The sequence below is a fragment of the Microbacterium sp. Leaf203 genome (genome assembly GCF_001421275.1).
Taxonomy (GTDB): domain Bacteria; phylum Actinomycetota; class Actinomycetes; order Actinomycetales; family Microbacteriaceae; genus Microbacterium; species Microbacterium testaceum_A.
The window spans coordinates 502,501-526,868 of the sequence record NZ_LMKF01000022.1 but is presented as its reverse complement, the minus strand read 5'-3'; the positions used below and the strand labels follow the sequence as shown (position 1 = coordinate 526,868).

The window sequence follows — 24,368 nt, the reverse complement described above, 5'->3', positions numbered from 1 at the left end:
TCGCGCTTCCTTCGTGCGGTGACGCGGCTGGCCCGCGTCTGGAGGTCTGGTGGCGGATGCCGCGGACCTGCGTTTCGCTCTGATTCAGGTGGATGCGGCGGTTGTCGTCGGCCCCTCCTGCGGTCGCACCGTCATCGCAGAGGCGGGCCATCATCCTGCGGTGAAGAAGCCGCCGTACGTAACCTCCTATCTGCCGCAGGTGGGTCAATCTCAAGGAACCATCATGAGCGATGACCCTGACCTGGTGCGCGCGAAGCTCGGCGGTGGAGGGCTCCTCGAGCTCGAGGGAGAGGATGTCTCGTCGTTCGGGCGGCGATTCCTCCAAGACGCCGATGCCGCCATCCAGTCCCGAGCCTGGGACCGAGTCACGATGCAATCCACGGCGGCTTTCGCGACTCCGGTCTCGTGCGCGGGCTGGCACGGGGTGGATTCGACGTACATCGTGTGCCAAAAGGACCGCAGTACGTCTGTCGTCCTGCAGCGCGTTGATGCTGCTCGTGCGCAAAGGTTCGTCGAGCTTGCGCCCGGCCACCATCCCTTCGTCCCGCGTCCCGATCTCGTTGTCGATCAGCTCGAGCTGCTTCTGTGAGACGCGAACGTGATGCTTGCGCTTTCAGCAGGATCGAGCGCGCGTGCGTTGCAGTGGTGGGACGGTGGGACACCAAGGGCGAGACGCGTGCGTTTCACGTGAAACGGGAGCTGAACAAGGCTGGTGGGGAGGTTGTCTCGACGTGGCGGTTGTGTGGAGCGAACCGGGTCCGGGTGCCAGCGCCTGGTCATTGGGCAGGCCCCCGCGTCTGGTGGGGTGGGCCGTCCTTTCCGCTGAGAGTGGTCCGAGCTAACTCGGCATTCCGTGGGTAGGGATGTCTCGTGCGCTCTCTCATGGTGGTGATCGAACGACTGTCCGGGTCCGCGTGGGTGTTGTCGGCTATCGGGGACAACACTTTGCGGCTGTGCTCGGGGAGTACGTTAAGTGTCCCGAGCCTTTCAGCAAGCCGCCAGTCGGCCGCTAGGGGTTTCGTCCTCGATGGGTGTGTACCGGCCGCGGGTGGGGTGGGATGCCGGGTCCTGGTCGCATACCGAATGCTGCGCTCCCCCCGGCCGGCGGCAGTGCGAACGCTCGGCTCTTATTGCGATGTTTCACGTGAAACCTTTGACGATCGCGGATGGTGCTGGAGCTGGGTTGCTCTGCAGACGATCTCGAGCTCGGCGAGTGGTGGAGATCATCCTGGTGCAGCGGGTCCCTGTCGGCTCGGTCCATGTCGAGAGGTGTAGAAAGAGTGGATCGCTTTAGCGATGGGTGATCTGTTCTGCTCCGCCAGCCTTCGCGCTCGTTCGCGGCCACCCCGCGCCTATCGGTGGGCCGAGTTCGTCGTCTTCCGAGATTGGCGCGATGCCATCCGCGGGGGTGAGGCATGAGGCCCTCCTTGGGGCTGCGGGGAGTCTCTGAGGGCGGGCTAGCCAGCGTTTGGCGGCCCGATGCGTCCTCGAAGGTCGAGGGCGTTGCTTCACAGCACCGAATCACCTTTGGTCGCTCTACTCGTGTTGGTATGGGGAGCGCGGGGTGTCGCAGTGGTGCCGCCCTCCTCCCTGAAGTGCTTTCCGCCACGGAAGCGCGACACGGACGGCGCTCTGACGTAGGCGCGCAGCCCCTCCCCCGACACCGCTTCGCGTGGCCCGCGGGCCGCCACCTGAAGAAGACTGCTCCCCCGGCGGACGTCATGCCCGGAGAAGCGGGAATCCCCTCCCCCGGAACCCGTCATGATGGAGTGGGTGTCACGGACCGGGCGCTGCAGCCGTGCGCGATTGATCATGCGGAGCCAGCAACCTTGCTGCGTCAGAAGGTCAGCCACGACCCACCCGGTCGCTTCGTGCGGAAGGCGCGGGGGTATGTTTCACGTGAAACATGTCGTCGGTCATGTTTCGTGGGACGAGCCGAAAGGCAGCAGGACCTCCCTTTGACAACGTGAAGCGCGGCTTCACGGCCGTCCCGTCGCGCCCACGAATACGACCGCGCCCGTCGGGATGGCACCACGGTGAAGGACGCGCGCGGCAGTGGCTCGCCTGCTTCCAGCGGTGGAGTGATCTGGGCTGGTGACCAACACCTCTTTGGGAGCGGGCTCAGCGCGGACGGAGCGCATGCGGTTGCTCTCCATTCGGGTATCGGTAGGCAATGGGTGTGACAAAGCCGTTCCGCGCTGGCGGTCGATCTCTTCTCGCTCGTGCACTGGTCTTCCTGGGGACGGAAGAGGGCTGCTTGTCGGGCCCGAGGCCCACGGCCTGATGCTGTTGAGGACCGGGGAGTGCAGGGCACGCCTGAATAGCGGACGATTTGATTGCCAACCCTTGGAAGAAGGCCGAGCCCTACTGGGATCAACTCACGCGACGTTTCACGTGAAACATCGCACCGCGCGGCACGTGCGTGAAGCTGGTAGACCCACGTCGGACGCGCGTGCCAATATCGACGCGTAGCGCTGTGGCCACATGGTGGCGGAGCTCGGCGCTTAGGTGGCCGTGCGCAGAACCCCAAATTACCGCACGCTGACGTGAACGCCCCAGGTGTCATCCGAACGCGCATGTATCGCCGACGGTCCGACGATCGAGCGCAGCTGTCGAGCCGCACTCTGGGGACCCGGCCGGCGAGTCTCCGGTATCCACCCAATCGAGCCTGGAAGCCGGTGAGATCGCAGGGCTTTCGGCTCGTCTCGAGAGTGGCCTCAGTCCCCGGCCAAGGGGCGAAGGTGACTCAGTCCTGGGCATTGCCCGCCTGCGTGAGGTGCGTGCGTCCGTTCACCGCGCAGGCCTCACGGAAGGACTGGTGGCGGGCGCGGCCGGCGGAGCGCGCTCTACGCACGGCGGCCGCGGGTTCATGCCGTTGTGGTGCGAGTTCTTCTCCCCTGCCGCTCATCGCCCACGTGGGCATCGAGCGACTCGCTGGTATCGGTGGCCGGCGGTCGTCTTCTGGCGGTACTGCTCGACGCGTCCTCATCTCGGTCCGCTCCCCTGCGTCGTGCCCTGGCACTTACGCCAGCGTGGCTCGCACCGGGTCGGCGGTCGTCGTTGCACGGAGCTGCTCAACCCCGCGCGATCCCGGCCGACCGCTGTGCCCCGCGCGGCTCTTACGAAGGCGTGGCTCGCACCGGGTCGGCGGTCGTCGTCGGACGGAGCTGCTCAACCCCGCGTGATTCCGGCCGACCCCCTGGGCCGTGCACGGATCTCGCAGAGGTGTGGATCCCCTCAGGCTGGCGCCCGCCGTCTCGTGGAACTGCCCGACTCCGTCTGATTCCGGTTCGCTCCCGTTCGCGGTGCGTGATACCCGCGGCGGCGCGGCTCGCCTCGCACGTGCCGAATCCGCTGCCGTGTGATCTCCCGGAGCCATTGCCGGTTCGGAGGTCCAGGACGTGTGCCGCCAGCAGCCGTACGAGTGCTCTCGGGTGTGTGCATCGCGCGCAACCGTGCGTCACACGCCCAGGTTGTGAGGCCAGCCTGAAGACTGTGCGCTGGCGCGGGTGACAAGAACGTAAACGCCTCCCGGAGACACGGGCTGGCTGGTCGCGCTTGCGACGAGACTCGGAGTTCCCTGCTGTCACCAGGAGCCGCCGTCATCCTGTATCGCTGGGGCGCATCGACATCGGCTGATGAGGGCGGTCAGTTCCTCGCGCCCGATGGACTACGCCCTCCCCGTCCTGGGTGGGGTGTTTGCAGTGATCGCGAGACTGCGCAACTTCTCGTGGATAATCGCGGAAACATGAACTCCCCAGCCGAACGAACGCATGGCCGCGCTCACGGCGGTCGCACCAAGCCAGCCCAGCATGAGGAGGCGCGGAGCAAGCCGCGGCATCGCATGTTTCACGTGAAACGTCTATCAGCTCAGCTCGAGCAGAGAACCTGCAGCTGACGCAAAGCGCCGAACGCACGAAACTGGTTGTGTGGCGACCTTCCTCTGCGCATTTTCGGGTGAGTCTCAATTCTCCGCACACGTTTCACGTGAAACATCCCTCACAGGGCGACGCGTACTCAACTTTGCAGCGCGAGACCACAACCGCCGAATGGTCAGATCAGAACGCGACGTTTCACGTGAAACGAACACTGAAGCCCTCTCCGGGGGGTGCGACCCCCTTGTGAGTCGGGCTGAGCCCCCGGCGCTCATGCCTCTGCTGCACGTGATCCAATTCATCCGCCCATCAGGAATGTCAGCACCCGCGGGTAGACTGATCGGGTTGGCGACGGGAAGGTGTGTTTCACGTGAAACAGTCCGATGAGGCAGCCACGCCGTCATCCTTCGAGGACTCCCCCATTGCACGTGAGATCGCGAATCTCTCGGCGCGGAGGCGTGTGCTCGACGAGACTACCGTCGAGTTGTCCGGTCGAACCCGTGTCTTCACGGTCTCTAACCAGAAGGGCGGAGTGGGCAAGACCACGACCGCTGTTAACATCGCTGCCGCACTCGTTTCGGTCGGTGCTCGCGTCCTCGTCATCGATCTCGACCCCCAGGGAAATGCGTCGACCGCCCTGGGCGTTCCCCACAACGCTGATACGCCCAGCGTCTACGACGTGCTCATCGATGAATTCCCTCTCGCGGATATCGTGCAGGTCAGCCCCGAGTCCCCCGACCTGCTCTGTGCTCCGAGCACCATCCACCTCGCCGGTGCCGAGATCGAGCTGGTATCACAGGTCGCGCGTGAACATCGCCTTCGGGGTGCGCTGCGGGATTATCTCGCGATCGAGGGCAATCACCTCGATTTCGTCATCATCGACTGCCCTCCCTCGCTGGGACTGCTGACGATCAACGCGTTCACCGCGGCCGACGAGGTCATGATCCCCATCCAGTGCGAGTACTACGCGCTCGAGGGGCTGAGCCAGTTGCTCGGCAGTGTGCAGATGATCCAGAAGCACCTCAACCCTGGTCTTCACGTATCGACAATCCTCTTGACCATGTATGACGGGCGTACGCGTCTCGCACAGCAGGTCGCGGAGGAGGTTCGATCGCACTTCACGGACGAGGTGCTCGACACCGTCATTCCTCGATCCGTCCGTGTGTCCGAGGCGCCGAGCTTCGGGCAGACCGTCATCGCGTACGATGGCCAGTCAGCGGGCGCCATCGCCTACCGCGAGGCAGCAGTAGAGATCGTCGCTCGCGACACCACCAAGAAGGGCTCCTGATGGCCAAGAGGACCGGTCTGGGGCGCGGTATCGGCGCCCTCATCCCCACGATGGAGCCGTCGGAGGCGCGTCCCGTCGATGTCTTCTTCCCCGACGGGGTCGCCGCGGCGAAGGATGCGGCGGCGAAGACCGAGGCGGATCGCACCGAGGACGACGCGGCGCTGGTGTCGGTGCCGGGCGCACGCCTCGTGCACATCGACCCGAAGACCATCGTCCCCAACCCTCGTCAGCCTCGTACGCACTTCGATGCGGATGACCTCGCGGAGCTCGTCCACTCGGTCCGCGAGTTCGGTGTCCTTCAGCCCGTGGTCGTTCGCGACAAGGGCGACGGTACCTATGAGCTGATCATGGGTGAGCGACGCACGCGTGCCTCCCGCGAGGCCGGGCTCGAGAGCATCCCGGCGGTGGTCCGCGAGACCGATGACGAGTATCTCCTTCGCGACGCTCTGCTCGAGAACCTTCATCGTTCTCAGCTGAACCCCCTCGAAGAGGCATCCGCGTATCAGCAGCTGCTCGAGGACTTCGGCATCACTCAGGAAGAGTTGGCGACGCGCATCGGTCGCTCGCGTCCGCAGATCAGCAACACGATCCGCCTGCTGAAGCTGCCCGTCCCGGTGCAACAGCGCGTTGCTGCCGGCGTTCTCAGCGCCGGGCATGCTCGCGCGATCCTCTCTCTGGACGACCCCAAAGAGATGCAGAAGCTCGCGGATAAGATCGTCAACGAGGATCTGTCAGTTCGCGCGGCTGAGGCTGCCGCCAAGATGCCGGGTGTCGCCCCGGTTCGTCAGAAGCCGAAGGCCGGATCGCGCCGGTCGGGACTCGACGACATCGCGGATCGTCTCGGAGACAGGTTCGACACCAAGGTCCGCGTGTCTCTCAACGCCAAAAAAGGCCAGATCAGCATAGATTTCGCCAGCATTCAGGACCTCAATCGCATCCTCGCGACGCTGGGTGAAGAGGGCTACACCGGCTGAAGCGGGACCGTCGGCGAGCGGATCTCGCGGCGAGCGAACGCGGCCCCGCGCCCGGTGTCGGTAGGTCGACGTACGCTGGAACGGTGACAGCGAACGACGATACCCCGCGCCGTCGCGCCAGCCTCGAGCTCTTGCGCGCGGAAGCCTCCGACGAACTCGCGGTCCTCATTCACGAGCGTCTGCGCGGCGGTGAAGATCCGTGGGACTTCATGGAAGACCTGCCCAGTGTCGACGAGCTCGTCGTCCTCACTCTGCGCGCCGACAATATCTTCGAGAACGGCGGAGTTCGCCCCAACCGCTCGCGCAACTACCGCGTGCTCCGCCAGANCCGCCGGTGGGACGCCAACGTCAGGCTCGACGCCTCCTGAGCCCCTCGGTCGCCGCTCGGGCACTCCGGGGTCGATATAGCGTCGAACGGCCCTCAGATCGCCGGTGAGCGCTCCTACAGCGAGCGTCTGTGTGATCGACCCCGTCCTCCACGCCTGGTCGATCAGATCCGTCCTCATCGCCGTTGTCGGGGTGATGGCATCCTGAGTCGGCTTTTCTGCTTCAGCGGGGACCGCCCGCACATGCGAACGTCCCCGGCGCCCTGAGGCACCGGGGACGTTCAGTCAGAGGTCTCAGCCGAGGAACGCGGCGAGGTCCTGCTCGAGCGCGTACTTGGGCTTCGCGCCGATGATGGTCGTCTTCACCTCACCGCCCTGGAAGACCTTCATCGCGGGGATGGAGGTGATCTGGTACTTCATCGCGAGGTCCGGGTTCTCGTCGACGTTGAGCTTGAGGACGGTGATCTTTCCCGCGTTCTCGTTCTGGATCTCGTCGAGGACGGGGGCGACCATGCGACACGGTCCGCACCACTCAGCCCAGAAGTCCACGAGAACGGGTCCGTCGGCCTGCAGGACGTCCTGCTCGAACGTTGCGGAGGTCGTCGCCTTGGCAGTCATTGCATTTCTCCTTAGTGAAAGCGTCAGTTGATGAGAACGCCGGTGAACCGGGTTTTGTTCCTCAGACGACCGCGGCGTCCGGGAGGCCCGCGATGGGGCTCTCGGCGACAGCGGGCTCGCCGGCCTCGCCGCGGGCGGCGAGGAAGTGCTCCACGTCGAGAGCGGCGACGGTTCCACTGCCCGCGGCCGTGATGGCCTGGCGGTAGGTGGGGTCGATGACGTCACCGGCGGCGAAGACACCCTCCACCGAGGTGCGCGACGAGCGGCCGTCGACCCAGATGGTGCCCTGGTCGGTCAGCTGCAGCTTGTCGTGGACGAGGTGCGTGCGGGGGTCGTTGCCGATCGCGACGAACAGACCGTCCAGCGGCAGCTCACGCGTCGAGTCGTCGACCGTGGAGCGCAGGCGCACACCGTTCACGGCCTCGTCTCCGAGGATCTCGTCGACGGCGCTGTTCCAGATGAACTCGATCTTCGGGTTCGCGAACGCGCGCTCCTGCATGATCTTCGACGCGCGAAGCGAGTCCTTGCGGTGGATGATGTAGACCTTCGACGCGAACTTGGTGAGGAAGTTCGCCTCTTCCATCGCGGAGTCGCCGCCGCCGACCACAGCGATCGTGCGGTCGCGGAAGAAGAAGCCGTCGCACGTCGCGCACCACGAGACACCGCGGCCGGACAGGCGCTCTTCGCCCTCGAGACCGAGCTTGCGGTAGGCGGAACCGGTCGCGTAGATGACCGAGACGGCCTCTTCGACCTTGCCGCTCCCGAGCGTGACCTTCTTGACAGGACCGTCGAGCTCCAGCGACACGACGTCGTCGTAGAGCACCTGGGCGCCGAAGCGCTCGGCCTGGGCCTGCATCTTGGCCATGAGGTCGGGCCCCTGGATGCCGTCGGGGAACCCGGGGAAGTTCTCGACCTCGGTCGTGTTCATGAGGTCGCCGCCGGCTTCGACGGAGCTCGCGACGACGAGGGGCTCGAGGTTGGCTCGGGCAGCGTAGATGGCGGCCGTGTATCCGGCCGGGCCCGATCCGATGATGATGACGTGACGCACGTTTGCGCCTTCCTCTCGTTGATTCCGTCGGATGAAACCCATGGTAGCCGCGGGGTATTCCACGGCCCCGGGGGCTAGCGCTTGGGGAGGAACCGCCGGCCGAGCGCGAGCGCCGGGGCGAGTTCGGGAGTGCGGAACAGGGCCAGGATGCCGATGTACACGGCGAGGACGACCAGACCCAGCACCGCGGCACCGGCGATCCCGGCCGCGACGCTGCTCGTCATCCATCCTTCGGGGCCGCCCAGCAGGATCAGGACGCCCCACCCGGCTGCGGCGGCGGGGATCGCGGCGAGGGCGAAACGTCCGAGTGCCGACAGCCAGGAGCCCGTGCCGATGCCGGAGAGGCGGCGGCGCAGCAGCACCGTCGCCACGATCACCTGCACGATGCTCGCGAACGACTGGGTCAGGGCGACGCCGGCGGCCAGGTCCGACCGATCGACGAACGCGCCGGCCGCGATGGCCCCTCCTGCGACGAGCGCGCACTGCAGCAGGGTGAAGAAGAAGGGGGTGCGAGTGTCGTTGTAGGCGTAGAAGGTGCGCTGGATGACGAAGAGCACGGCGAGGGGCACGAGGCAGACCAGGAAGCACCACAGGACGGGAGCGGCGGCGAGGGCCTGCTCCGATCCGTTCGTGAAGATCCGGCTGGCGGGGACGGCGGCCACGGCGAGGGCGGCGGTGGCCGCGACGATGAAGAACCCCAGGGTGCGGATGCTGCGAGCGATGTCGGCTCGTACCTCGTCGTCGCGTCCCGCGGCGGCGTGCTCGCTGAGCTGCGTGAAGTAGGGCGTTCCGATCGACAGCACGATGATCGAGTACGGCAGCATGAACAGCAGCCAGGCGTTCTGCGAGGCGAAGATCGCGGGATCGTTGCCGGAGGCGCCCGAGAGCACGTTCGACTGCACGATTCCGGCGAGCTGGCCGGCGACGACCATCAGGAAGGTCCAGCCCGCGAGGCGGCTGATGTGTCGGAGCCCCACGCCTCGCCACTGGAAGTCGGGACGCAGGGTCAGTCCCGCGCGGCGCCAGAAGAACATCAGCACCGCCGTCTGCACGACGATGCCGCCGGTCGCGGTGGCGGCGAGAACGGCGATCATCGAGGGCGTCCACGCGTCGACGCGCACCTGCTGTCCCCCGAAGAGCAGGATGAACGCACCGAAGCCCGCGATCGACACGATGTTGTTGACGATCGGCGCCCACGTGTACGGACCGAAGACGCGACGGGCGTTGAGGATCTCGCCGAGCAGGGCGTAGAGACCGTAGAAGAAGATCTGCGGCAGGCACCAGTAGGCGAATGCGGTGGAGAGGGCCAGCTGATCGTCGGTGAACTTGCCCGCGTACACGTGCACCAGGAGTGGTGCGGCGATCATCGCGAGAGCGGTGGCGCCGAGCAGGCCCACCGTGCCGAGGGTGAACAGCTTCGAGATGAACGCCTGTCCCCCGTCCGCGTGCGCGGCGGCCTTCACGATCTGCGGGACGACGACGGCGGTCAGCAGGCCGGTCGAGATGATCGCGTAGATGTTGTTCGGCAACTGGTTGGCGACGGCGAATGCGTCACCCGCGCTGCTGATAGACCCGATGGCGGCCACGAGCACGATGGTGCGCAGCACCCCGCTGACGCGCGACACGATGGTCCCGGCCCCGATGAGCACACTGGCCCGTCCGATGCTGCTCACGGGCGTGTCTCCTGCTCGATGTCCGAAGGGTTCTCGTGGGGGGCGTGCTCGTCGGTCAGGGGATCGTCGGCGTCCTCGGCGGGGCTGCGCCCGTCGGCATCCGGATCCTTCACGCCGATCCCATCCACGGGCTCGTCGTCATCGGAGACCGGGGACGACGCCTCCTCGGCGCGCAGCCGGCGGCGGCGCGCGACAGTGCGGACGACCCCGAGGCTCAGGAAGCCCACGATGAGGGCGATGACGACGACGATGCCGATGTTCTCCCACTCCGCGCGCACTTCGACGTCGACCGCCTGGGGCGACCCGATCGGCACGCCCGAGGCGCTGTAGAGCTGCAGGTCGACGCTGACCTCACCGTTGGCGATACGCGCCTCGACGGGCACCTCGACGCGTGTGTTGGCCGAGGCCTGGGCATCGATCGTGGTGCGGTCCTGCACCCGCAGGCGGGCGTCGTTGGTGCGGACGGACATCACGACGGTCACCGGCCACGGCAGGTCGTTGCGCACCCACGGGCGCAGCGGCGCGCTCGAACTGACCAGACGGAAATCGGATGACAGGATGCCGACGGAGTCGAGCGTCGTGCGCGTGGCGGCGCGGTGGTCGGCGACGGCCTGGCGGGCGGCATCCCCCGTCCACGACACGTTCGTGACCTGGAGGAGCTCCGCGCGTTCGCGTCCGGTGAGCAGCTCGGGCTGATCGAGGATCGACGCGAACCGATCCACGTTCTGTTCGTCGCTCACGAGGTTGCGGACCTCGTCGACGCGAGCCGCGTCGACGTCGGGCGCCTCGAGCGAGATGTCGGATGCCGGCACCGAGGCGACGGCGCGCAGGGTCGACGCCGTATACCCCGGCGCGGTGGCGGCGAGGCCGAGGGTCGCTCGCAGGCTCACGCGCGAACGATCGGTGCCCCGGTCGAGGACGGCGAGGACCGGCTGGTCGGCGGTGACGGTGCGGGCGATGGAGAGATAGGCCTGGGCTGCCGCCAGCGAGGCTCCCCGACGGGTGCTGTCGTTCTGACCGGCCGCGTCGGCGAGGGCGCGCGAGACCTCCGCGTCGTAGACCGGCGTCGAGACCCCTCCCACGCGGGCGGAGGCTTGCCGCCCCCCGCCGGAGACGCTGGTCGACGGGATGAGCACGTGGGTGGGGTCGTCGGCGCTGCCAAGCGCGCCGAGGGTGGCGACGGTGTCCGCTCCCGCGGTTCCGGTCGCGGGCCAGTACACGTTGGGGGTCGCGACCCCGATGTCGAGCAGCGTCGAGAGGGACGGGTACGAGGGCTGGCCGGGCGTCGTGCTGGACGCCGGTTCGGGCGTCGACACGGCGGACACCGCCGGGGCGGGCTGCACGAAGTCAGCCGCGGCCATATAGTTCTGCAGCGAGGTGGGGCCGAGCGGGGCCGTGAGCCCGGCGTGCAGCTGCGCGGCGACGTCGGAGTCGCCGAACTGGAGGGCGAACCGGTCGTTCGGCAGGGCCAGAAGTCGCTGGAGCCACGCCACCGCGGTGGGCGGGGCGGCCGAGCCGAGCACCCGGATGGCCGCGGGGATCGCGGGATCGACGGCGAGGGTGGCCGCGGTGCCGTCCACCGCGTCGAGCTGCGCGGACAGACCACCGTCGACCGCGGTCAACTCGGCCAGCTCGTTCGCGGTGAGAAGACCGCGCGTCAGGGGGGCCGCCGTGATCGGAACGACGAGGGCGATCGGCGTCTGCGCCCCCGCGTCAGCCGGAACGACGACCACGCTCGGTGCCGTCAGCCCGCCGCTCGTCGCGAGGACCGGGTAGACGCCGGTGGCGCGGTTCGCGAGGGCCGGGTCGGTCCCCGGTGCCGTGAGGGTGGTCATCGACTGGGCGCCGGAGGCGGTGGCATCCAGGGTTCCCGTCGCGACCTGCTGGAAGGCGATGCCGGAGGCGTCACCGCTGAGCCATCGATCGATGGAGGCGTCGTCGGCCAGAGGGGCGGACCCGATCGACAGGGCGACGGGACCGGCGGGCGCAGCCGATGACCCTGCCGCGAGACTCACGACGACCGACAGGGAGTCACCGGGACGCAGGATGCCGTTCGCCGAGGGAGCCGCGATGAGCACGGACGGCGAGCTCGAAGCCGACGGAGAAGGGCTCGGCGTCGCAGCGGAAGCCGCCGAGACCGGCAGCGCCACGCCCGCGACGATGGCCCCGGCGGCGAGGGTCGCCAGGAGCCGGCGCGTGAAGGAGCGCCGCGGCACGGGTGAGCCCGAAGGCTGGGAGGTCACGGTCATACGAGCGTCGGTGGAGCGAGGGGGCCTCGCACCGCCTGCGAGTCTAGGCCCGCCTACCTACAAGCCCCCCGATAGCCTCGCGCAGACGGTTGAATGGACCGGTGCTTCCCGAACCCGATCCCCAGCTGTGCCAGGCCTTCGCCGACGACCTCCGCACCGCGGACTACACGAGCGCCGCCCTCCGCGCCGCCTGGGGACCCCAGGCCGACGACGCCGTCGCGAGGGGTCTCCGCCGCCCGGCCACGCGCGCGTTGGGTGAGCGCGGCGATGCGCTCGCCGTGCTGGGTCGTCTGTGGGGGCTCGGGCTGCCCGTCCCGCGCGGTGACGCCGAGGCGGCGCTGCCGACGTTGCGCGTCGACGGAGCTGCCGCGCTCGGACTGCTGGAGATTTCGGGGGATGCCGTGACTCCCGCCGTGCTGGTGAGGCCTCAGGCCTTCGCCGACGACGAGGGAGAGGTCGAGTGGTGGATCGCCAGTGACCTCGACGAGGCGGCCCTCGAGGGTCCGCTCCCCGAGGACCACGTGCTCGGCGTCGGCGGGGCCTCCCAGACCCTCGCGCGCCTGCAACTCACCCGCCGAGCGCGCACGGCCGTCGACATCGGCACGGGCTGCGGCATCCAGGCCCTCCGACTGCGCCGGCTCGTCGACCACGTGGTCGCGACCGACATCTCCGAGCGCGCGCTGCGCTTCACCCGCCTCAACGCCCTCGTGAACGGCGTGGACGGGATCGAGACCCGCCTGGGCTCGCTGTTCGAGCCCGTCGCCGGCGAGACGTTCGACCGAGTGGCATCCAATCCCCCGTTCGTCATCACGCCGCGCGTCGCCGGCGTTCCGGCGTACGAGTACCGCGACGGCGGAATGGAGGGCGACTCCCTCGTCGCGGCGGTCATCTCGGGCGTGGGGGAACATCTCGCGCCCGGGGCGGTGGCGCAGTCGCTGGGAAACTGGGAGTACCGGTGGGGAGAGTCGGGGCTCGACCGCGTGCGCGGGTGGGTCGGCTCGTCGCTCGACGCGTGGGTGATCGAGCGCGAAGTGCTCGACCCCCTCGCGTACGCCGAGCTGTGGGTGCGTGACGGTGGCACCGTTCCCGGCACACCCGAGTACGCGCGGCTCATCGACGCGTGGCTCGACGACTTCGCGGCACGGGGAGTGACCGGCGTCGGGTTCGGGTACGTGCTGCTGCGGCGCCCCCTCGCGGGCGGGCCGACCCTCGCGCGGTACGAACGCGTTTCGGGCGGAGGCGAATCGGCGTTCGGACCGCACCTCTCGGCATCCCTCGCCGCCCATGACCGGGCCGCCCTGCTCGACGACGACGGACTGGCCTCGAGCGTGCTGCGCGTGGCTCCCCACGTCACCGAGGCGCGCCACCACCGACCGGGCGAGGAGGACCCCTCGGTCATCGAGCTCCGACAGGGCGGCGGCTTCGCGCGCACGCTCGAGGTCGACCCGGGGCTCGCGGCCCTTGTCGGCGCCTGCGACGGCGACCTGGCCGTCGGAGCCCTCATCGATGCGATCGCCCAGCTCATGGAGGTGGATGCCGAGGCCCTGCGCGCCGACCTGTTGCCGCGGGTGCGCGAGTTGCTGGTGACCGGGTTCCTGGGCTTCGCCGACGACTGACGCGTCGCGACTGCCCGACGGAGCCGTCGGCGGCCCCGGATAGGCTCGAAGGCATGCTGAACATGGCCGAGGGTCTCGCGCGCCTCGAGGAGCTCGCCGCGCATCCCGTGGTCGCCACGCTCGCCCGGGTCTTCGCCGATGCCGGTCGCGATCTCGCGATCGTGGGCGGTCCCGTGCGCGATGCCCTGCTGGGGCGCGTGACCCACGATTTCGACTTCACCACCGACGCTCGCCCCGACGAGATCCTCGCGCTCGTGAAACCCGTCTCGAGCGTGCAGTGGGACGTCGGACGGGCGTTCGGCACCATCGGCGCCCGGGTGAAGGGCGAACAGGTCGAGATCACCACGTACCGCGCGGACAGCTACGACGGGGTCACCCGCAAGCCCACCGTCGAGTTCGGCGACACCCTCGAGGCCGACCTCAGCCGCCGCGACTTCACCGTGAACGCCATGGCGCTCCGCGTTCCCGCCCGCACGCTCGTGGACCCCACCGGTGGTGTGGAAGACCTCATCGCCGGGCGCCTGCGCACGCCTATCGATCCCGCCGTGAGCTTCGGCGACGACCCCCTACGCATGCTGCGCGGAGCCCGCTTCGCGTCGCAACTCGACTTCGTCGTCGACCCCGACACCCTCGATGCGATCCGCGAGCTGCGTAGCTCTCTCGCCATCGTCAGTCCCGAGCGCGTGCAGGCCGAGCTCGTGCGCCTCCTGCAGACGGATGATCCCGTCCGCGGCATCCGCGTTCTCGTCGAGACCGGGCTGATCGACGAGTTCCTCCCCGAAGTGCCCGCCCTGCGCCTCGAGGTCGACGAGCACCACCACCACAAGGACGTGTACGAACACTCGCTGACGGTGCTGCGCCAGGCGATCGCGCTCGAGAAGCAGCGACACCCGGATGCCGCCCCCGATGTGCCCCTGCGGCTGGCGGCGCTCCTGCACGACATCGGCAAGCCCGCCACCCGACGCCTCGAAGCGGGCGGGGGCGTCACCTTCCACCACCACGACATCAAGGGCGCGCGCATGGCGCGAAAGCGCCTGCAGGCCCTGCGCTTCGACGCGGCCACGACCACCGTCGTCACCCGACTGGTCGAGCTGCACCTGCGCTTCTTCGGCTACGCCGAGGGAGCGTGGACGGATGCCGCGGTCCGGCGCTACGTGCGCGACGCCGGGGACGAGCTCGAACGCCTGCACATCTTGACCCGGGCCGACGTGACCACGCGCAATAAGCGCAAGGCGCAGCGCCTGGCATCCGCGTACGACGACATCGAGGCCCGCATCGCCGCGCTCCGCGAGCAGGAGGAGATCGACTCGATCCGCCCCGAGCTCGACGGCAACCGCATTCAGGAGGTCCTCGGCCTCACGCCCGGTCGCGAGGTCGGCGAGGCCTACCGCTTCTTGCTCGAGCTGCGCCTCGACGAGGGCGTGCTGGGCGAAGAAGAGGCCGAGAAGCGCCTGCGCGAATGGTGGGCGGCGCGGGGCTGAGGCAGCCCTGTCAACGCTCCTGGGTGATCGGCGCGACGGTCACGCGGACCTCGTGGGTGACGCGTCGGCGGTGGACGACGGCCGGCGGCGCGTCTCCCGTCTGATCCGCTCGACGGTAGATGCTCGGTCCGGAATGAAGCGATCGGGCGACGCCCGGGACGGTATTCGGAAGCCCCCACTCCCCGGAAGATCCGTCCCGAGCGCCTGTCTCAGTGCGGTCGGTCCGCGTCGTCATCGCCGTGGGCCAGCGCAGCTTCGACGAGGTGGGTCAGGTCGATGCTGATGAGGCGCGGTTGATCGGTCACGGCGCGACCGCCTCGGTCGGCTGCGGGGAGGGTGTCGCTCCCGTCGTCGGACCGACACCGGTGTCCGGGAGAGGTTGCACGTGCGCGAAGGGTGCGGCCGGGATCACAGCCTTCGACAGGTCGATCTCGGTCCACGTCCACTTGTCTGCGGGTACCTCCCGCAGCGGATAGACGTTCCACAGCGGCGCCCTCCCCGGGGAGGTGTCAGCGACAGGGACCGGTCCGCCGCCCCCGGCGAAGAAGATGTCCCAGTCCTCGCTGCCCGCCATACCGACGGTCGTGAGGGGCCGGCCCTCCTGATCGAACAGCTGAACGGACGAGATCGGATTGCCGTCGGAGTCGTAAGCGAAGATGTTGCGGATCCGGTTGCCGTCCAGGGCCAGTCCGGGCGCGGACGCCTGAAATGGAGGCGATGACGCATTCCAGACCGCAGTCTGCAGGCTCGTCAGCAGGCCGATCAAAAAGAACGGGGCGATCGCGACGGCGAGGACGTTTACGATCGTCCGAAGAATGCGAAGGGGGCGCCCCGGAATCCATCGGCCCCGCCCCCACTGAATGCTGAGCAGCAGGATTCCGAGGAAGACGACGAGCCCGGGGAAGTTCGCTGCGGTGAGGGCCCGCGAGAGAAAACCGTCGCTCGTGTTCCCGTTGAAGATGAGGACCGGCGCGATCAGGAGGTAGAGCACGACCGCGCGGAGCACCCACCACACGGGACGAAGGGCGACGAACAGGTCGAGCAACCAGGCGCCCGCGGGATTCGCGCGCACAAGGTCGTGCAGTTCCCGCGAACCGGTTTTCACCTGCTGAACGAGCGGTACTCGCTTCTTCGATACGGCGGATCCGCGTTCCGGAAGCCCCGCGGCCGCGCGCAGTTCGACGGCGTAGGTCGCGGCATCCGGGATCGTGAAGTCTTCTCCGGCCTCGCTCGCCTGGTCGGCGAGGTCGGCCTCGAGACCATCGAGCAGGTCGTCGACGTCGTCGCCAGGGAGATCATCGAGATGCGAGCGGACGGCGGCGGCGAAGGCGCGGATGCCGTCGTGGACGGTCGTGGTGATCATCGTGCGTCTCCGATCGTGCGCAGCTTGGGGGTGGGAGTGGTGTCGTCGAGGAGGCTCGTCATGGCTGACGAGAAGTGCGTCCAGCTGGCACGTTGTGCGTCGAGCAGCTCACGGCCCTGCGGGTTGATGGCGTAGTACTTGCGGTGCGGCCCGCCCTCCGACGGCACGACGTAGCTCGACAGCGCGCCCGCGGAGTACAGGCGGCGGAGCGTCCCATACACCGACGCGTCGCCGACCTCGCCGAGCCCCGCTTCGCGCAGGCGCCGCACGATGTCGTACCCGTACCCGTCGTCGTGCTGCACGACCGCGAGCACCGCGGCATCCAGCACCCCCTTCAACAGCTGCGTCGTATCCACGCGGCCCCCTTCGCTTGTCTGCCTCGGACAGTACCACGCACTGCGCAGTAGTGCGGAGTGCATACCCGGGTGATTTCGGAACGCCGAGGGGGTGGCATCCATGATCCGGATGCCACCCCCTCGAGGTTCGCGTCAGGGCACGACGACGGCGCGGCCGCGCACCTGCCCCTTGTGCAGCTTCGCGTACGCCTCGACGGCGCCGTCGAAGCCGTAGCGCTCGACGTGGACGCCGACCGCGCCGCTGCGCGCGAGGTCGAGCACCTCGATGAGCTCACTGCGGGTGCCCCAATAGGGAGCACGCACCGCGGCGCCCATCGGCGTGGAGAAGAACCCGGCCGGCATGATGCCTCCGCCGATGCCGACGATGTGGATGAAGCTGTCCATTCCGGCGACCGCGCGCGCGAGGTCGATCGTGGGCTGCACGCCGACGAAGTCGAAGACCGCGGTGGCGCCGAGTCCGTTCGTGAGATCGCGGATGCGTTCGGCCGCGTGCTCGTCGGAGTTCACCGTGTGGTGCGCACCCACCTCGCGAGCGAGGGCCAGCTTGTCTTCGCCGAGGTCGACGGCGATGACGGTGGCCTGGGTGATCGCGCGGAGGATCTGCACACCGACGTGACCGAGGCCGCCGACGCCGATGACGACGGCCGTCGCACCGGGGTACAGCTTCTCTTTCGCCGAGACGATCGCGTGGTACGGGGTGAGTCCGGCATCGGTCAGCGAGACCGTCTCGACGGGATCGAGGTCGCCCAGCGGGGCGAGGTGTCGCGGGTCGTCGACGATCACGTATTCGGCCATGGCGCCCGGGCTGCCCAGGCCCGGAGGGGTGATGCCCATCTCGGCCGCGTAGGGGCAGTAGTTCTCGGCACCCTGGGCGCACGCGTGGCAGCGCCCGCAGCCCCACGGTCCGTAGATCGCGTAGGCCGCGCCGATCTCGACGCCCTCGACGCCCTCGCCGAGTTCGTCGACGATGCCCGCGCCCTCGTGGCCGAGGGTGAGCGGCAGGCCGTAGGTGTACTGGTCCTCGGGGAGGTCCATCACGAACCAGTCGGAGTGGCACAGCCCCGCCGCGGTCACCTTCAGACGCACCTGGCCCGGGCCCGCGTGGGGCTCCTCGATCTCGACGACCTCGGGTCCTTTGCCGATCTCGCGGTACTGCACAGCCTTCATGGCGTTCCTTTCTGTCGGTCCTTCCACCGTGCGCTCGCCGGCCGTGGGCGGTGACGGGGGTTGACGGCGTTTCGAGGGGATCGGGAACCGTTCTCATCGGCAGGGGACGAATGGATGCCTCGCACCGGTGCCGCTGGGCCGCGCGCACGTCGTGTCGTGGGAGGTCGCGCCGTAACGGGGCGCGTGTCGTGCAGTGGGGTGGTCGACGACCGCCCCGGTGCACCGAGAGCGCCCCAGTGATGCCCGCCCTCCCCCACGCGCACCACGCGACCTACACTGGGAGCCACCTCCGTCACCGCCGATGGGAGTCCCGTGCCCTCTCCATGGTCGCGACCGACTGTTTCCCCCGAGACCTCGGGGCTGTTGATCGCGCGTGCTCACGAGGAGCTCATCGCCGGCAACGACGACCGCCGACTCGACGACGTGCGACCGCTCGTGCAGGAGTCGTGGCGGAGGTCCTTGGCATCCCTCGTCGGCCCCGAAGGTCTTCCTCCGCTCGACCTTCCCAGCGGCGAGCTGGAGGCCTACCGCCGCGCTCACCCGCTCGCCGGGGTCATGGACATGGTGCGTTCTCTGCTCCTGCCCGGAACTGCGGAGGAATCGGGCGTGGTCGTGGCGGTCGGCGATGCTGCGGGCCGTCTGCTGTGGGTCGAAGGCGATCGTCACATCCGCGCCCTGACCGGCGACATGGGGTTCGTGGCGGGGGCGAATTGGGCGGAGGATGCCGTGGGCACGTCCGCTCCCGGAACGGCGCTGACACTCGACAGGTCGGTGCAGATCCGCGGTGCCGAACACTTCAATCGCCTTGTGCAGCCGTGGTCCTGCACCGCGGCGCCCGTGCACGATCCCGAGACGCGGCGTCTGCTCGGCGTGATCGATGTCACCGGAGGGCCCGAGGCCGTGACACCTCAAGCCCAGTTGTTGGTGGATGCCACGGCCCGGGCGATCGAGAGCGAGATCCTCGTGGGGCGGCTGCGCGCTCAGCAGGCTCCTCCCCCGCGGCGGTCCGCGCCGGCCCGGGCTCTGCTGCGCATCCTCGGACGGGATCGCGCGCTGCTCGAGGTCGGGGGTGCGTCGGTCGAGTTGAGCGCCCGGCACGCGGAGATCCTTCTGCTGCTCGCCGTGCACCGGGAGGGGCTGTCGGCCGAGGCCCTGAGCGAGGCGGTGTACGGCCACGCCGCCGTCGAGACGCTGCGCCCCGAGATGGTGCGGCTTCGGCGCGCGCTCGTGCCGGTGGCGCCGCGTCTCGTTCCGGCATCCCGTCCCTATCGACTGCCCGTGGGCCTCGAGACCGACGCCCAGCACGTGCTGTCGCTGCTGGACAGGGGTGCGCATCGCGTGGCGCTCGCCGCGTACGCCGGACCGGTGCTGCCGGAGTCGGAGGCACCTGGAGTGGTCGAGGTACGCGAATCGGTGCGCTCGACCCTGCGAGAGGCCCTCATCGAAGAGGCGGGGGTCGACGTCCTGCTCGCCTACGCCGAGACAGCCGATGCGCGCGATGACGAAGAGGTGCTGCGGCTCTGCCTCGAGCTCGTTCCCGCCCGCTCCCCCAAGCGAGCGGGACTGGTCGCTCGACTGGAGCGTCTCGCTCGGGGGTGACACTCCGCGCTCGCCCGGCGCAACCAGGGGATTTCCCGAGAGCGTCCCCGATGTCGGAGGCCCTCGTTACGCTGAACATATGGACGAAAACGCGCTCGACATCTTCTCGGCAGCACGCGCCCGTCGCGACGTGGGGCGTATCCGCGAGGCCCTCGCCGAGGTCAAGGCGGGTGACGTCGCGCGCGTCATCGTCCGCTCCCCGCGCTACGGCCTGTACGCGCTCGAGGGCACCGTGCGCATCGGCGTGGGCGGGCAGCCGCTTGTGGGCGACGTCATCCTCGCCACGAGCGCCGAGATCCAGCGCATCGACCTCGGCATCGAGGCTCCCCAGCCCGCGCTCGAGGCCGACGTCGTCGATCCCTCGACCCTCCCCCACGGAACGCCCGTGCGCGTGACCTTCCTCACGCCGACGCACCAGACCTTCGCCCTCACCGGCCCGATCACGGCGGGCAACGACCGCTTCCTGCTCGTCGGCAGCTGGATCGTCGCCGATGACCGCGCGATCGCGCCGCGCGTGCAGAGCATCGAGCGCCTCGACGGCGTCGACCTGCACGAGGTCAACGTGCCCCCGCTGCGCTCGGTGCTCGCCGACGCCGACGCGTAGACAGCGTTCGCTCGAACGGATGCCGCGGCCCGAGGGTCGCGGCATCCGTCGTTCTGTCCGGCCGTCCTGCCCGCGTCGGCGTCGGGCTTCTGGCGCGGTCCCCCCGCGTGCGCTGCATTCCAGGCACGGTCCTTGCGTGTGCGTCGGGTTCCAGGCGCGGGCCTCGCGTATGCGTCGAAGCCGCATTCATTCGTCGACGACGCACCCGTTTCGCGTCGATCTCGTGCGGTCTCGTCGAACGAATGCGTCCTCAGCGCATGCCCGCTCGCCCGCGCAACCCGATGCAACCTCCTGCGGCGTACCGTCGGCGCATCGCCGCCCGAAGCCGACGCGGCGACTCATGACCGTCGAAGGAGACACGCATGACCATCGTCGAAGAAGGCGTATCCAGCGTCTACGCCGCCCCGGGAACCCGCGGGGCCGTCGCCGAGTACCGCTCGCGGTACGGGCACTACATCGGCGGCGAATGGGTCGAACCCCACTCCGGGGAGTACTTCGAGAACATCACCCCCGTCACCGGCAAGCCGTTCTGCGAGGTCGCCCGCGGCGACGCGCACGACATCGACCGTGCGGTCGAGGCCGGGTGGAAGGCGTTCGCGTCGTGGAAGAAGACCACTCCCGCCGAGCGCAGCGTCATCCTGAACAAGATCGCCGACCGCATCGAAGAGAACCTCGAGAAGATCGCCGTCGCCGAGACGTGGGAGAACGGCAAGCCGGTGCGCGAGACGCTCGCCGCCGACATTCCCCTCACGGTCGATCACTTCCGCTACTTCGCGGGCGTGCTGCGGGCGCAGGAGGGCTCGCTCAGCCAGCTCGACGAGAACACCGTGGCGTACCACTTCAACGAGCCGCTCGGTGTGGTGGGTCAGATCATCCCGTGGAACTTCCCGATCCTCATGGCCGCGTGGAAGCTCGCTCCGGCCCTCGCCGCGGGCAACTGCGTCGTGATCAAGCCGGCCGAGCAGACGCCGGCGTCGCTGCTCTTCCTGTTCGACATCATCGGTGACCTGCTCCCCGCGGGCGTGGTGAACATCGTGAACGGCTTCGGCATCGAGGCGGGTGCACCGCTCGCGCAGCACAAGCGGATCCGCAAGATCGCCTTCACCGGCGAGACCACGACCGGCCGCCTGATCATGCAGTACGCCTCGCAGAACCTCATCCCCGTGACGCTCGAACTCGGTGGCAAGAGCCCCAACGTCTTCTTCGAAGACGTCGCCCTGCACAACGACGACGCGTACTACGACAAGGCGCTCGAGGGCTTCACGATGTTCGCGCTGAACCAGGGCGAGGTCTGCACGTGCCCGTCGCGCTCGCTCATTCAGCGGTCGATCTACGACCAGTTCCTCGGCGACGGCCTCGAGCGCGTGAAGAAGGTGCGCCAGGGCAACCCGCTCGACCCCGAGACGATGATCGGCGCGCAGGCCTCGAACGACCAGCTCGAGAAGATCCTGTCGTACATCGACATCGGCAAGCAGGGTGGCGCCAAGCTGCTCACCGGTGGGGAGCGCGTCGACCTCGGTGGCGACCTGTCGGGCGGCTACTACGTCGCCCCGACCGTGTTCGAAGGCACGAACGACATGCGCATCTTCCAGGAGGAGATCTTCGGCCCCGTGCTGTCGGTCACGTCGTTCGACGACTTCGACGACGCCATCTCGATCGCCAACGACACGCTCTACGGCTTGGGCGCGGGCGTCTGGGCACGCAGTGGCGACACCGCCTACCGTGCCGGTCGCGCGATCGAGGCGGGCCGCGTCTGGACGAACACGTACCACCAGTACCCCGCGCACGCGGCGTTCGGCGGATACAAGCAGTCGGGCATCGGTCGCGAGAACCACCTCAAGATGCTCGATCACTACCAGCAGACGAAGAACCTGCTCGTGTCGTACGCCGACGGGGCGATGGGCTTCTTCTGAGTCGCAGCGGCGCCGGGGCTTTCGGGCCTCGGCGCCGCCTCGCCATGTCCCACAAATGGTCGTCTGAGCACCCCTCAGACGACAGAAAGTGGGACATCGTTCGAAAGGAACGGGACATGGCCGAGTTCTCTCGCGTCGATGTGACGGATGCCGCGGCCGCGCTGCTGCGCGAGCTCACGGCCACGCACGGGCCGCTGATGTTCCATCAGTCCGGCGGTTGCTGCGATGGCAGCTCCCCCATGTGCTACCCCGTGGGCATGTTCATCACGGGTCCGAGCGACGTGCACTTGGGCGACATCGACGCGGGTCTGGATGACCCGATCGAGGTCTACATGTCGGAGTCGCAGTTCGAGTACTGGAAGTTCACGCACCTGACGATCGACGTCGTCCCCGGTCGTGGCGCGGGCTTCTCGGTCGAGGGACCGACGGGCATGCGCTTCCTCATCCGCTCCCGGATGCTGACGGAAGAGGAAGCGGAGGCGTTCGGAGTGGGCGCCGACCGCTAGAGCCACCCGCGCTCGACGGCCACCCGCACGGCATCCGCACGATTCCGCCCGCCGGTCTTGCCGATCGCGCTCGAGAGGTGGTTCTTCACGGTGCCCTCCGAGAGGTGGACGGTCCGCGCGATGTCGGCGATCGAGCCGCCGTCGCGGGCAGCGGCGAGCACGTCGGTCTCCCGCTCGGTCAGGGGCGAGTCGCCCTGCGCCAACGACTCGGCTGCGAGAGCGGGGTCGACCACGCGCAGTCCCTGGGAGACCCGCCGCACCGCGTCGGCCAGCTCGGCCGCGGGCGTGTCCTTCACCACGAAGCCCGAGGCGCCGGCCTGCATCGCCCGCGCCAGGTAGCCGGGGCGTCCGAAAGTCGTGACGATGAGGGCACGGCATCCGGGAACTTCGGTCCGCACCCGCGCGGCGGCGGCGATCCCGTCGATCCCGGGCATCTCGATGTCGAGCAGGGCGACCGTGGCCTCCGACGTGCGCGCCGCCTCGACCACCTCGTCTCCGCGCCCGACCTGGGCGACGACCTCGATGTCGGCCTCGAGTCCGAGCAGGGCGGCGAGGGCCCCACGCACGAGGGCCTGATCGTCGGCGATGAGCAGTCGGATCACCACGCCACCTTCACTTTGAATCCACCCAGGTCGCTGCGACCGATGGTCAACCGTGCTCCGGAGGTCTCGACGCGCTCGCGGAGTCCCGTGAGTCCTGAGCCGGTGGATGCCGTGGACGCCGGGCCGCATCCGTCGTCGGCGACCTCGATCGAGCGGTTGTCGAGTCGCACGCGGCAGGCGCTCGCGCCCGAGTGACGCACCACGTTGGTGACGGCCTCGCGCACGACCCATCCCGCGAGCTCGCGGCGGTCTGCGGGCACCTGGTCGGTGGAGCCGGGGAGGTCGGCCGAGACGCCGGCGCTCTCGAGCGCGGCGCGGGCCGCGGCGAGCTCGCCGCTGATGCTCACGCCGCGGTAGCCGTGCACGGTCGCGCGCACGTCGGCCAGGGCTCCGCGGGAGAGACCCTCGATCTGGGCGATCTCGTCGCGGGCGGCCGGGGAGCCGGCATCCATCAGTCGTCCCGCCAACTCGGCCTTCACGGTGATCACCGTGAGCGAGTGTCCGAGGATGTCGTGCACGTCGCGGGCAACGCGGCCGCGCTCGCGTTCGGCGGCGAGTTCGGCGATCTGCTCTTGTGCGGCACGCAGCCGCTCGAGGGTCGAGATGTTCTCGACGAAGCTGAACATCATGATCGAGATCGAGAGGATGATCGCCGAGTTCACGACGTTCGAGAACGCGTCGGCCCCCATCGCCTCGCCGACGACGAACGACAGGGCGCTGAGGGCGGGGACGAAGAGCCAGGTGGTCCTGCGGCCCATCGCCGAGACGGCGAACGCGACGCCGACGAAGGTCCACATCCAGCGGACGTCGGTGCCGAGCCACGGAAGCAGCGCGAGGCTCAGCGCGAAGAGCACCACCGTCGGCAGCAGCCGGCGAAGTCGCGACGTGGTGACGCGGGCGTAGGGAACCGTCGCCATGAACACGGCCGCGAACACGACGATGATCGCGGTGCCGACGAGGTGACCCGCGACGCTCGGACCCTCCCACAATTCGACGAGGACCGGGAAGGTCCAGATCAGCGAGATCGACGCCCCGATGAACCAGCCGCGGCGGAACGGACGGCGGCCCGGAACGCGGGTGCGCTCCGGGCCGGTCGTCGTGCTCACGTCG

Annotated in this window: 18 protein-coding genes and 1 pseudogene; 10 read left to right on the top strand and 9 right to left on the bottom strand. The window is 68.8% G+C overall.

All coding sequences use genetic code 11. The features are described 5' to 3' along the window. The first annotated feature begins 49 nt into the window (after nucleotides 1–49). The 4 genes and pseudogenes from ASE56_RS03655 to ASE56_RS03640 form a co-directional block, all read left to right on the top strand. Nucleotides 50–589 carry an alpha/beta hydrolase gene (locus tag ASE56_RS03655; protein ID WP_235556922.1) on the top strand — a complete coding sequence of 180 codons (540 nt, stop codon included), beginning with the start codon at nucleotides 50–52 and terminating at the stop codon, nucleotides 587–589. Between the two features lie 3,656 nt (nucleotides 590–4,245). Then, the gene (locus ASE56_RS03650; RefSeq protein WP_056225040.1) at nucleotides 4,246–5,163 is read left to right on the top strand and encodes a ParA family protein; all 918 of its coding nucleotides are present in this window, start codon (nucleotides 4,246–4,248) and stop codon (nucleotides 5,161–5,163) included. Next, a complete protein-coding gene (locus ASE56_RS03645; RefSeq protein ID WP_056225037.1) occupies nucleotides 5,163–6,137 on the top strand; it encodes a ParB/RepB/Spo0J family partition protein in 975 nt (324 codons plus the stop codon). The genes ASE56_RS03650 and ASE56_RS03645 overlap by 1 nt, the downstream gene beginning before the upstream one ends. An 83-nt stretch (nucleotides 6,138–6,220) precedes the next feature. Further along, nucleotides 6,221–6,464: pseudogene (locus ASE56_RS03640) on the top strand (tryptophan synthase subunit alpha); the annotation flags it as partial. 293 nt (nucleotides 6,465–6,757) lie between these two features. Here ASE56_RS03640 and trxA read toward each other — a convergent pair. The 4 genes from trxA to ASE56_RS03620 all read right to left on the bottom strand — a co-directional run bounded on the left by trxA (nucleotide 6,758) and on the right by ASE56_RS03620 (nucleotide 12,045). Further along, nucleotides 6,758–7,081: a thioredoxin gene (gene trxA / locus ASE56_RS03635; RefSeq protein ID WP_056225032.1), complete on the bottom strand. Its 324-nt coding sequence runs from the start codon at nucleotides 7,079–7,081 to the stop codon at nucleotides 6,758–6,760. 61 nt (nucleotides 7,082–7,142) lie between these two features. Beyond that, complete coding sequence (gene trxB / locus ASE56_RS03630; RefSeq protein WP_056225029.1) at nucleotides 7,143–8,129, bottom strand: thioredoxin-disulfide reductase; 987 nt, start codon at nucleotides 8,127–8,129, stop codon at nucleotides 7,143–7,145. A gap of 74 nt (nucleotides 8,130–8,203) precedes the next feature. After that, nucleotides 8,204–9,802, bottom strand: coding sequence for a murein biosynthesis integral membrane protein MurJ (murJ, locus tag ASE56_RS03625; protein ID WP_056225026.1), 1,599 nt, complete (start codon nucleotides 9,800–9,802; stop codon nucleotides 8,204–8,206). Beyond that, nucleotides 9,799–12,045 (bottom strand): DUF6049 family protein, encoded by a 2,247-nt coding sequence (locus ASE56_RS03620; protein WP_156371596.1) that lies wholly within the window; start codon nucleotides 12,043–12,045, stop codon nucleotides 9,799–9,801. Before ASE56_RS03620 ends, murJ begins: the two co-directional genes overlap by 4 nt. Nucleotides 12,046–12,152: 107 nt before the next feature. Here ASE56_RS03620 and ASE56_RS03615 point away from each other — a divergent pair, with 107 nt between their 5' ends. Next, entirely contained in the window at nucleotides 12,153–13,667 is a 1,515-nt protein-coding gene (locus ASE56_RS03615; protein WP_056225020.1) for a methyltransferase, read from the top strand. A gap of 53 nt (nucleotides 13,668–13,720) precedes the next feature. Beyond that, nucleotides 13,721–15,148, top strand: coding sequence for a CCA tRNA nucleotidyltransferase (locus tag ASE56_RS03610; protein ID WP_056225018.1), 1,428 nt, complete (start codon nucleotides 13,721–13,723; stop codon nucleotides 15,146–15,148). A gap of 301 nt (nucleotides 15,149–15,449) precedes the next feature. On the opposite strand, the gene ASE56_RS03605 is transcribed toward ASE56_RS03610, so the two are convergent. The 3 genes from ASE56_RS03605 to ASE56_RS03595 form a co-directional block, all read right to left on the bottom strand. Next, nucleotides 15,450–16,511 carry a hypothetical protein gene (locus ASE56_RS03605; RefSeq protein ID WP_056225016.1) on the bottom strand — a complete coding sequence of 354 codons (1,062 nt, stop codon included), beginning with the start codon at nucleotides 16,509–16,511 and terminating at the stop codon, nucleotides 15,450–15,452. Continuing rightward, complete coding sequence (locus ASE56_RS03600) at nucleotides 16,508–16,867, bottom strand: PadR family transcriptional regulator (protein ID WP_056225013.1); 360 nt, start codon at nucleotides 16,865–16,867, stop codon at nucleotides 16,508–16,510. Before ASE56_RS03600 ends, ASE56_RS03605 begins: the two co-directional genes overlap by 4 nt. A 132-nt stretch (nucleotides 16,868–16,999) precedes the next feature. Then, entirely contained in the window at nucleotides 17,000–18,034 is a 1,035-nt protein-coding gene (locus tag ASE56_RS03595; RefSeq protein ID WP_056225009.1) for an NAD(P)-dependent alcohol dehydrogenase, read from the bottom strand. A gap of 312 nt (nucleotides 18,035–18,346) precedes the next feature. On the opposite strand from ASE56_RS03595, the gene ASE56_RS03590 reads away from it, so the two are divergent. From ASE56_RS03590 to ASE56_RS03575, 4 genes are all read left to right on the top strand, one after another. Further along, on the top strand, nucleotides 18,347–19,633 hold the full coding sequence (locus ASE56_RS03590; RefSeq protein ID WP_056225008.1) for a GAF domain-containing protein: 1,287 nt from the start codon (nucleotides 18,347–18,349) through the stop codon (nucleotides 19,631–19,633). Between the two features lie 79 nt (nucleotides 19,634–19,712). After that, the gene (locus ASE56_RS03585; protein ID WP_056225005.1) at nucleotides 19,713–20,237 is read left to right on the top strand and encodes a hypothetical protein; all 525 of its coding nucleotides are present in this window, start codon (nucleotides 19,713–19,715) and stop codon (nucleotides 20,235–20,237) included. Between the two features lie 362 nt (nucleotides 20,238–20,599). Then, nucleotides 20,600–22,150, top strand: a complete 1,551-nt coding sequence (locus tag ASE56_RS03580; RefSeq protein ID WP_056225004.1) for an aldehyde dehydrogenase family protein — start codon at nucleotides 20,600–20,602, stop codon at nucleotides 22,148–22,150. 116 nt (nucleotides 22,151–22,266) lie between these two features. Further along, nucleotides 22,267–22,656, top strand: a complete 390-nt coding sequence (locus ASE56_RS03575; RefSeq protein WP_056225001.1) for a DUF779 domain-containing protein — start codon at nucleotides 22,267–22,269, stop codon at nucleotides 22,654–22,656. Here ASE56_RS03575 and ASE56_RS03570 read toward each other — a convergent pair. Next, the gene (locus ASE56_RS03570) at nucleotides 22,653–23,258 is read right to left on the bottom strand and encodes a response regulator transcription factor (protein WP_056228139.1); all 606 of its coding nucleotides are present in this window, start codon (nucleotides 23,256–23,258) and stop codon (nucleotides 22,653–22,655) included. The two genes, ASE56_RS03575 and ASE56_RS03570, sit on opposite strands and share 4 nt — an antisense overlap. Continuing rightward, nucleotides 23,255–24,364 (bottom strand): sensor histidine kinase, encoded by a 1,110-nt coding sequence (locus tag ASE56_RS03565; RefSeq protein WP_056228136.1) that lies wholly within the window; start codon nucleotides 24,362–24,364, stop codon nucleotides 23,255–23,257. The genes ASE56_RS03570 and ASE56_RS03565 overlap by 4 nt, the downstream gene beginning before the upstream one ends. Nucleotides 24,365–24,368 lie beyond the last annotated feature (4 nt).

Coding starts and splice junctions, on each gene's coding strand:
- ASE56_RS03645 (WP_056225037.1), top strand. CDS start 5,163: ATGGCCAAGAGGACCGGTCTGGGGCGCGGTATCGGCGCCCTCATCCCC.
- trxA (WP_056225032.1), bottom strand. CDS start 7,081: ATGACTGCCAAGGCGACGACCTCCGCAACGTTCGAGCAGGACGTCCTG.
- ASE56_RS03610 (WP_056225018.1), top strand. CDS start 13,721: ATGCTGAACATGGCCGAGGGTCTCGCGCGCCTCGAGGAGCTCGCCGCG.
- ASE56_RS03605 (WP_056225016.1), bottom strand. CDS start 16,511: ATGATCACCACGACCGTCCACGACGGCATCCGCGCCTTCGCCGCCGCC.
- ASE56_RS03595 (WP_056225009.1), bottom strand. CDS start 18,034: ATGAAGGCTGTGCAGTACCGCGAGATCGGCAAAGGACCCGAGGTCGTC.
- ASE56_RS03585 (WP_056225005.1), top strand. CDS start 19,713: ATGGACGAAAACGCGCTCGACATCTTCTCGGCAGCACGCGCCCGTCGC.
- ASE56_RS03580 (WP_056225004.1), top strand. CDS start 20,600: ATGACCATCGTCGAAGAAGGCGTATCCAGCGTCTACGCCGCCCCGGGA.
- ASE56_RS03575 (WP_056225001.1), top strand. CDS start 22,267: ATGGCCGAGTTCTCTCGCGTCGATGTGACGGATGCCGCGGCCGCGCTG.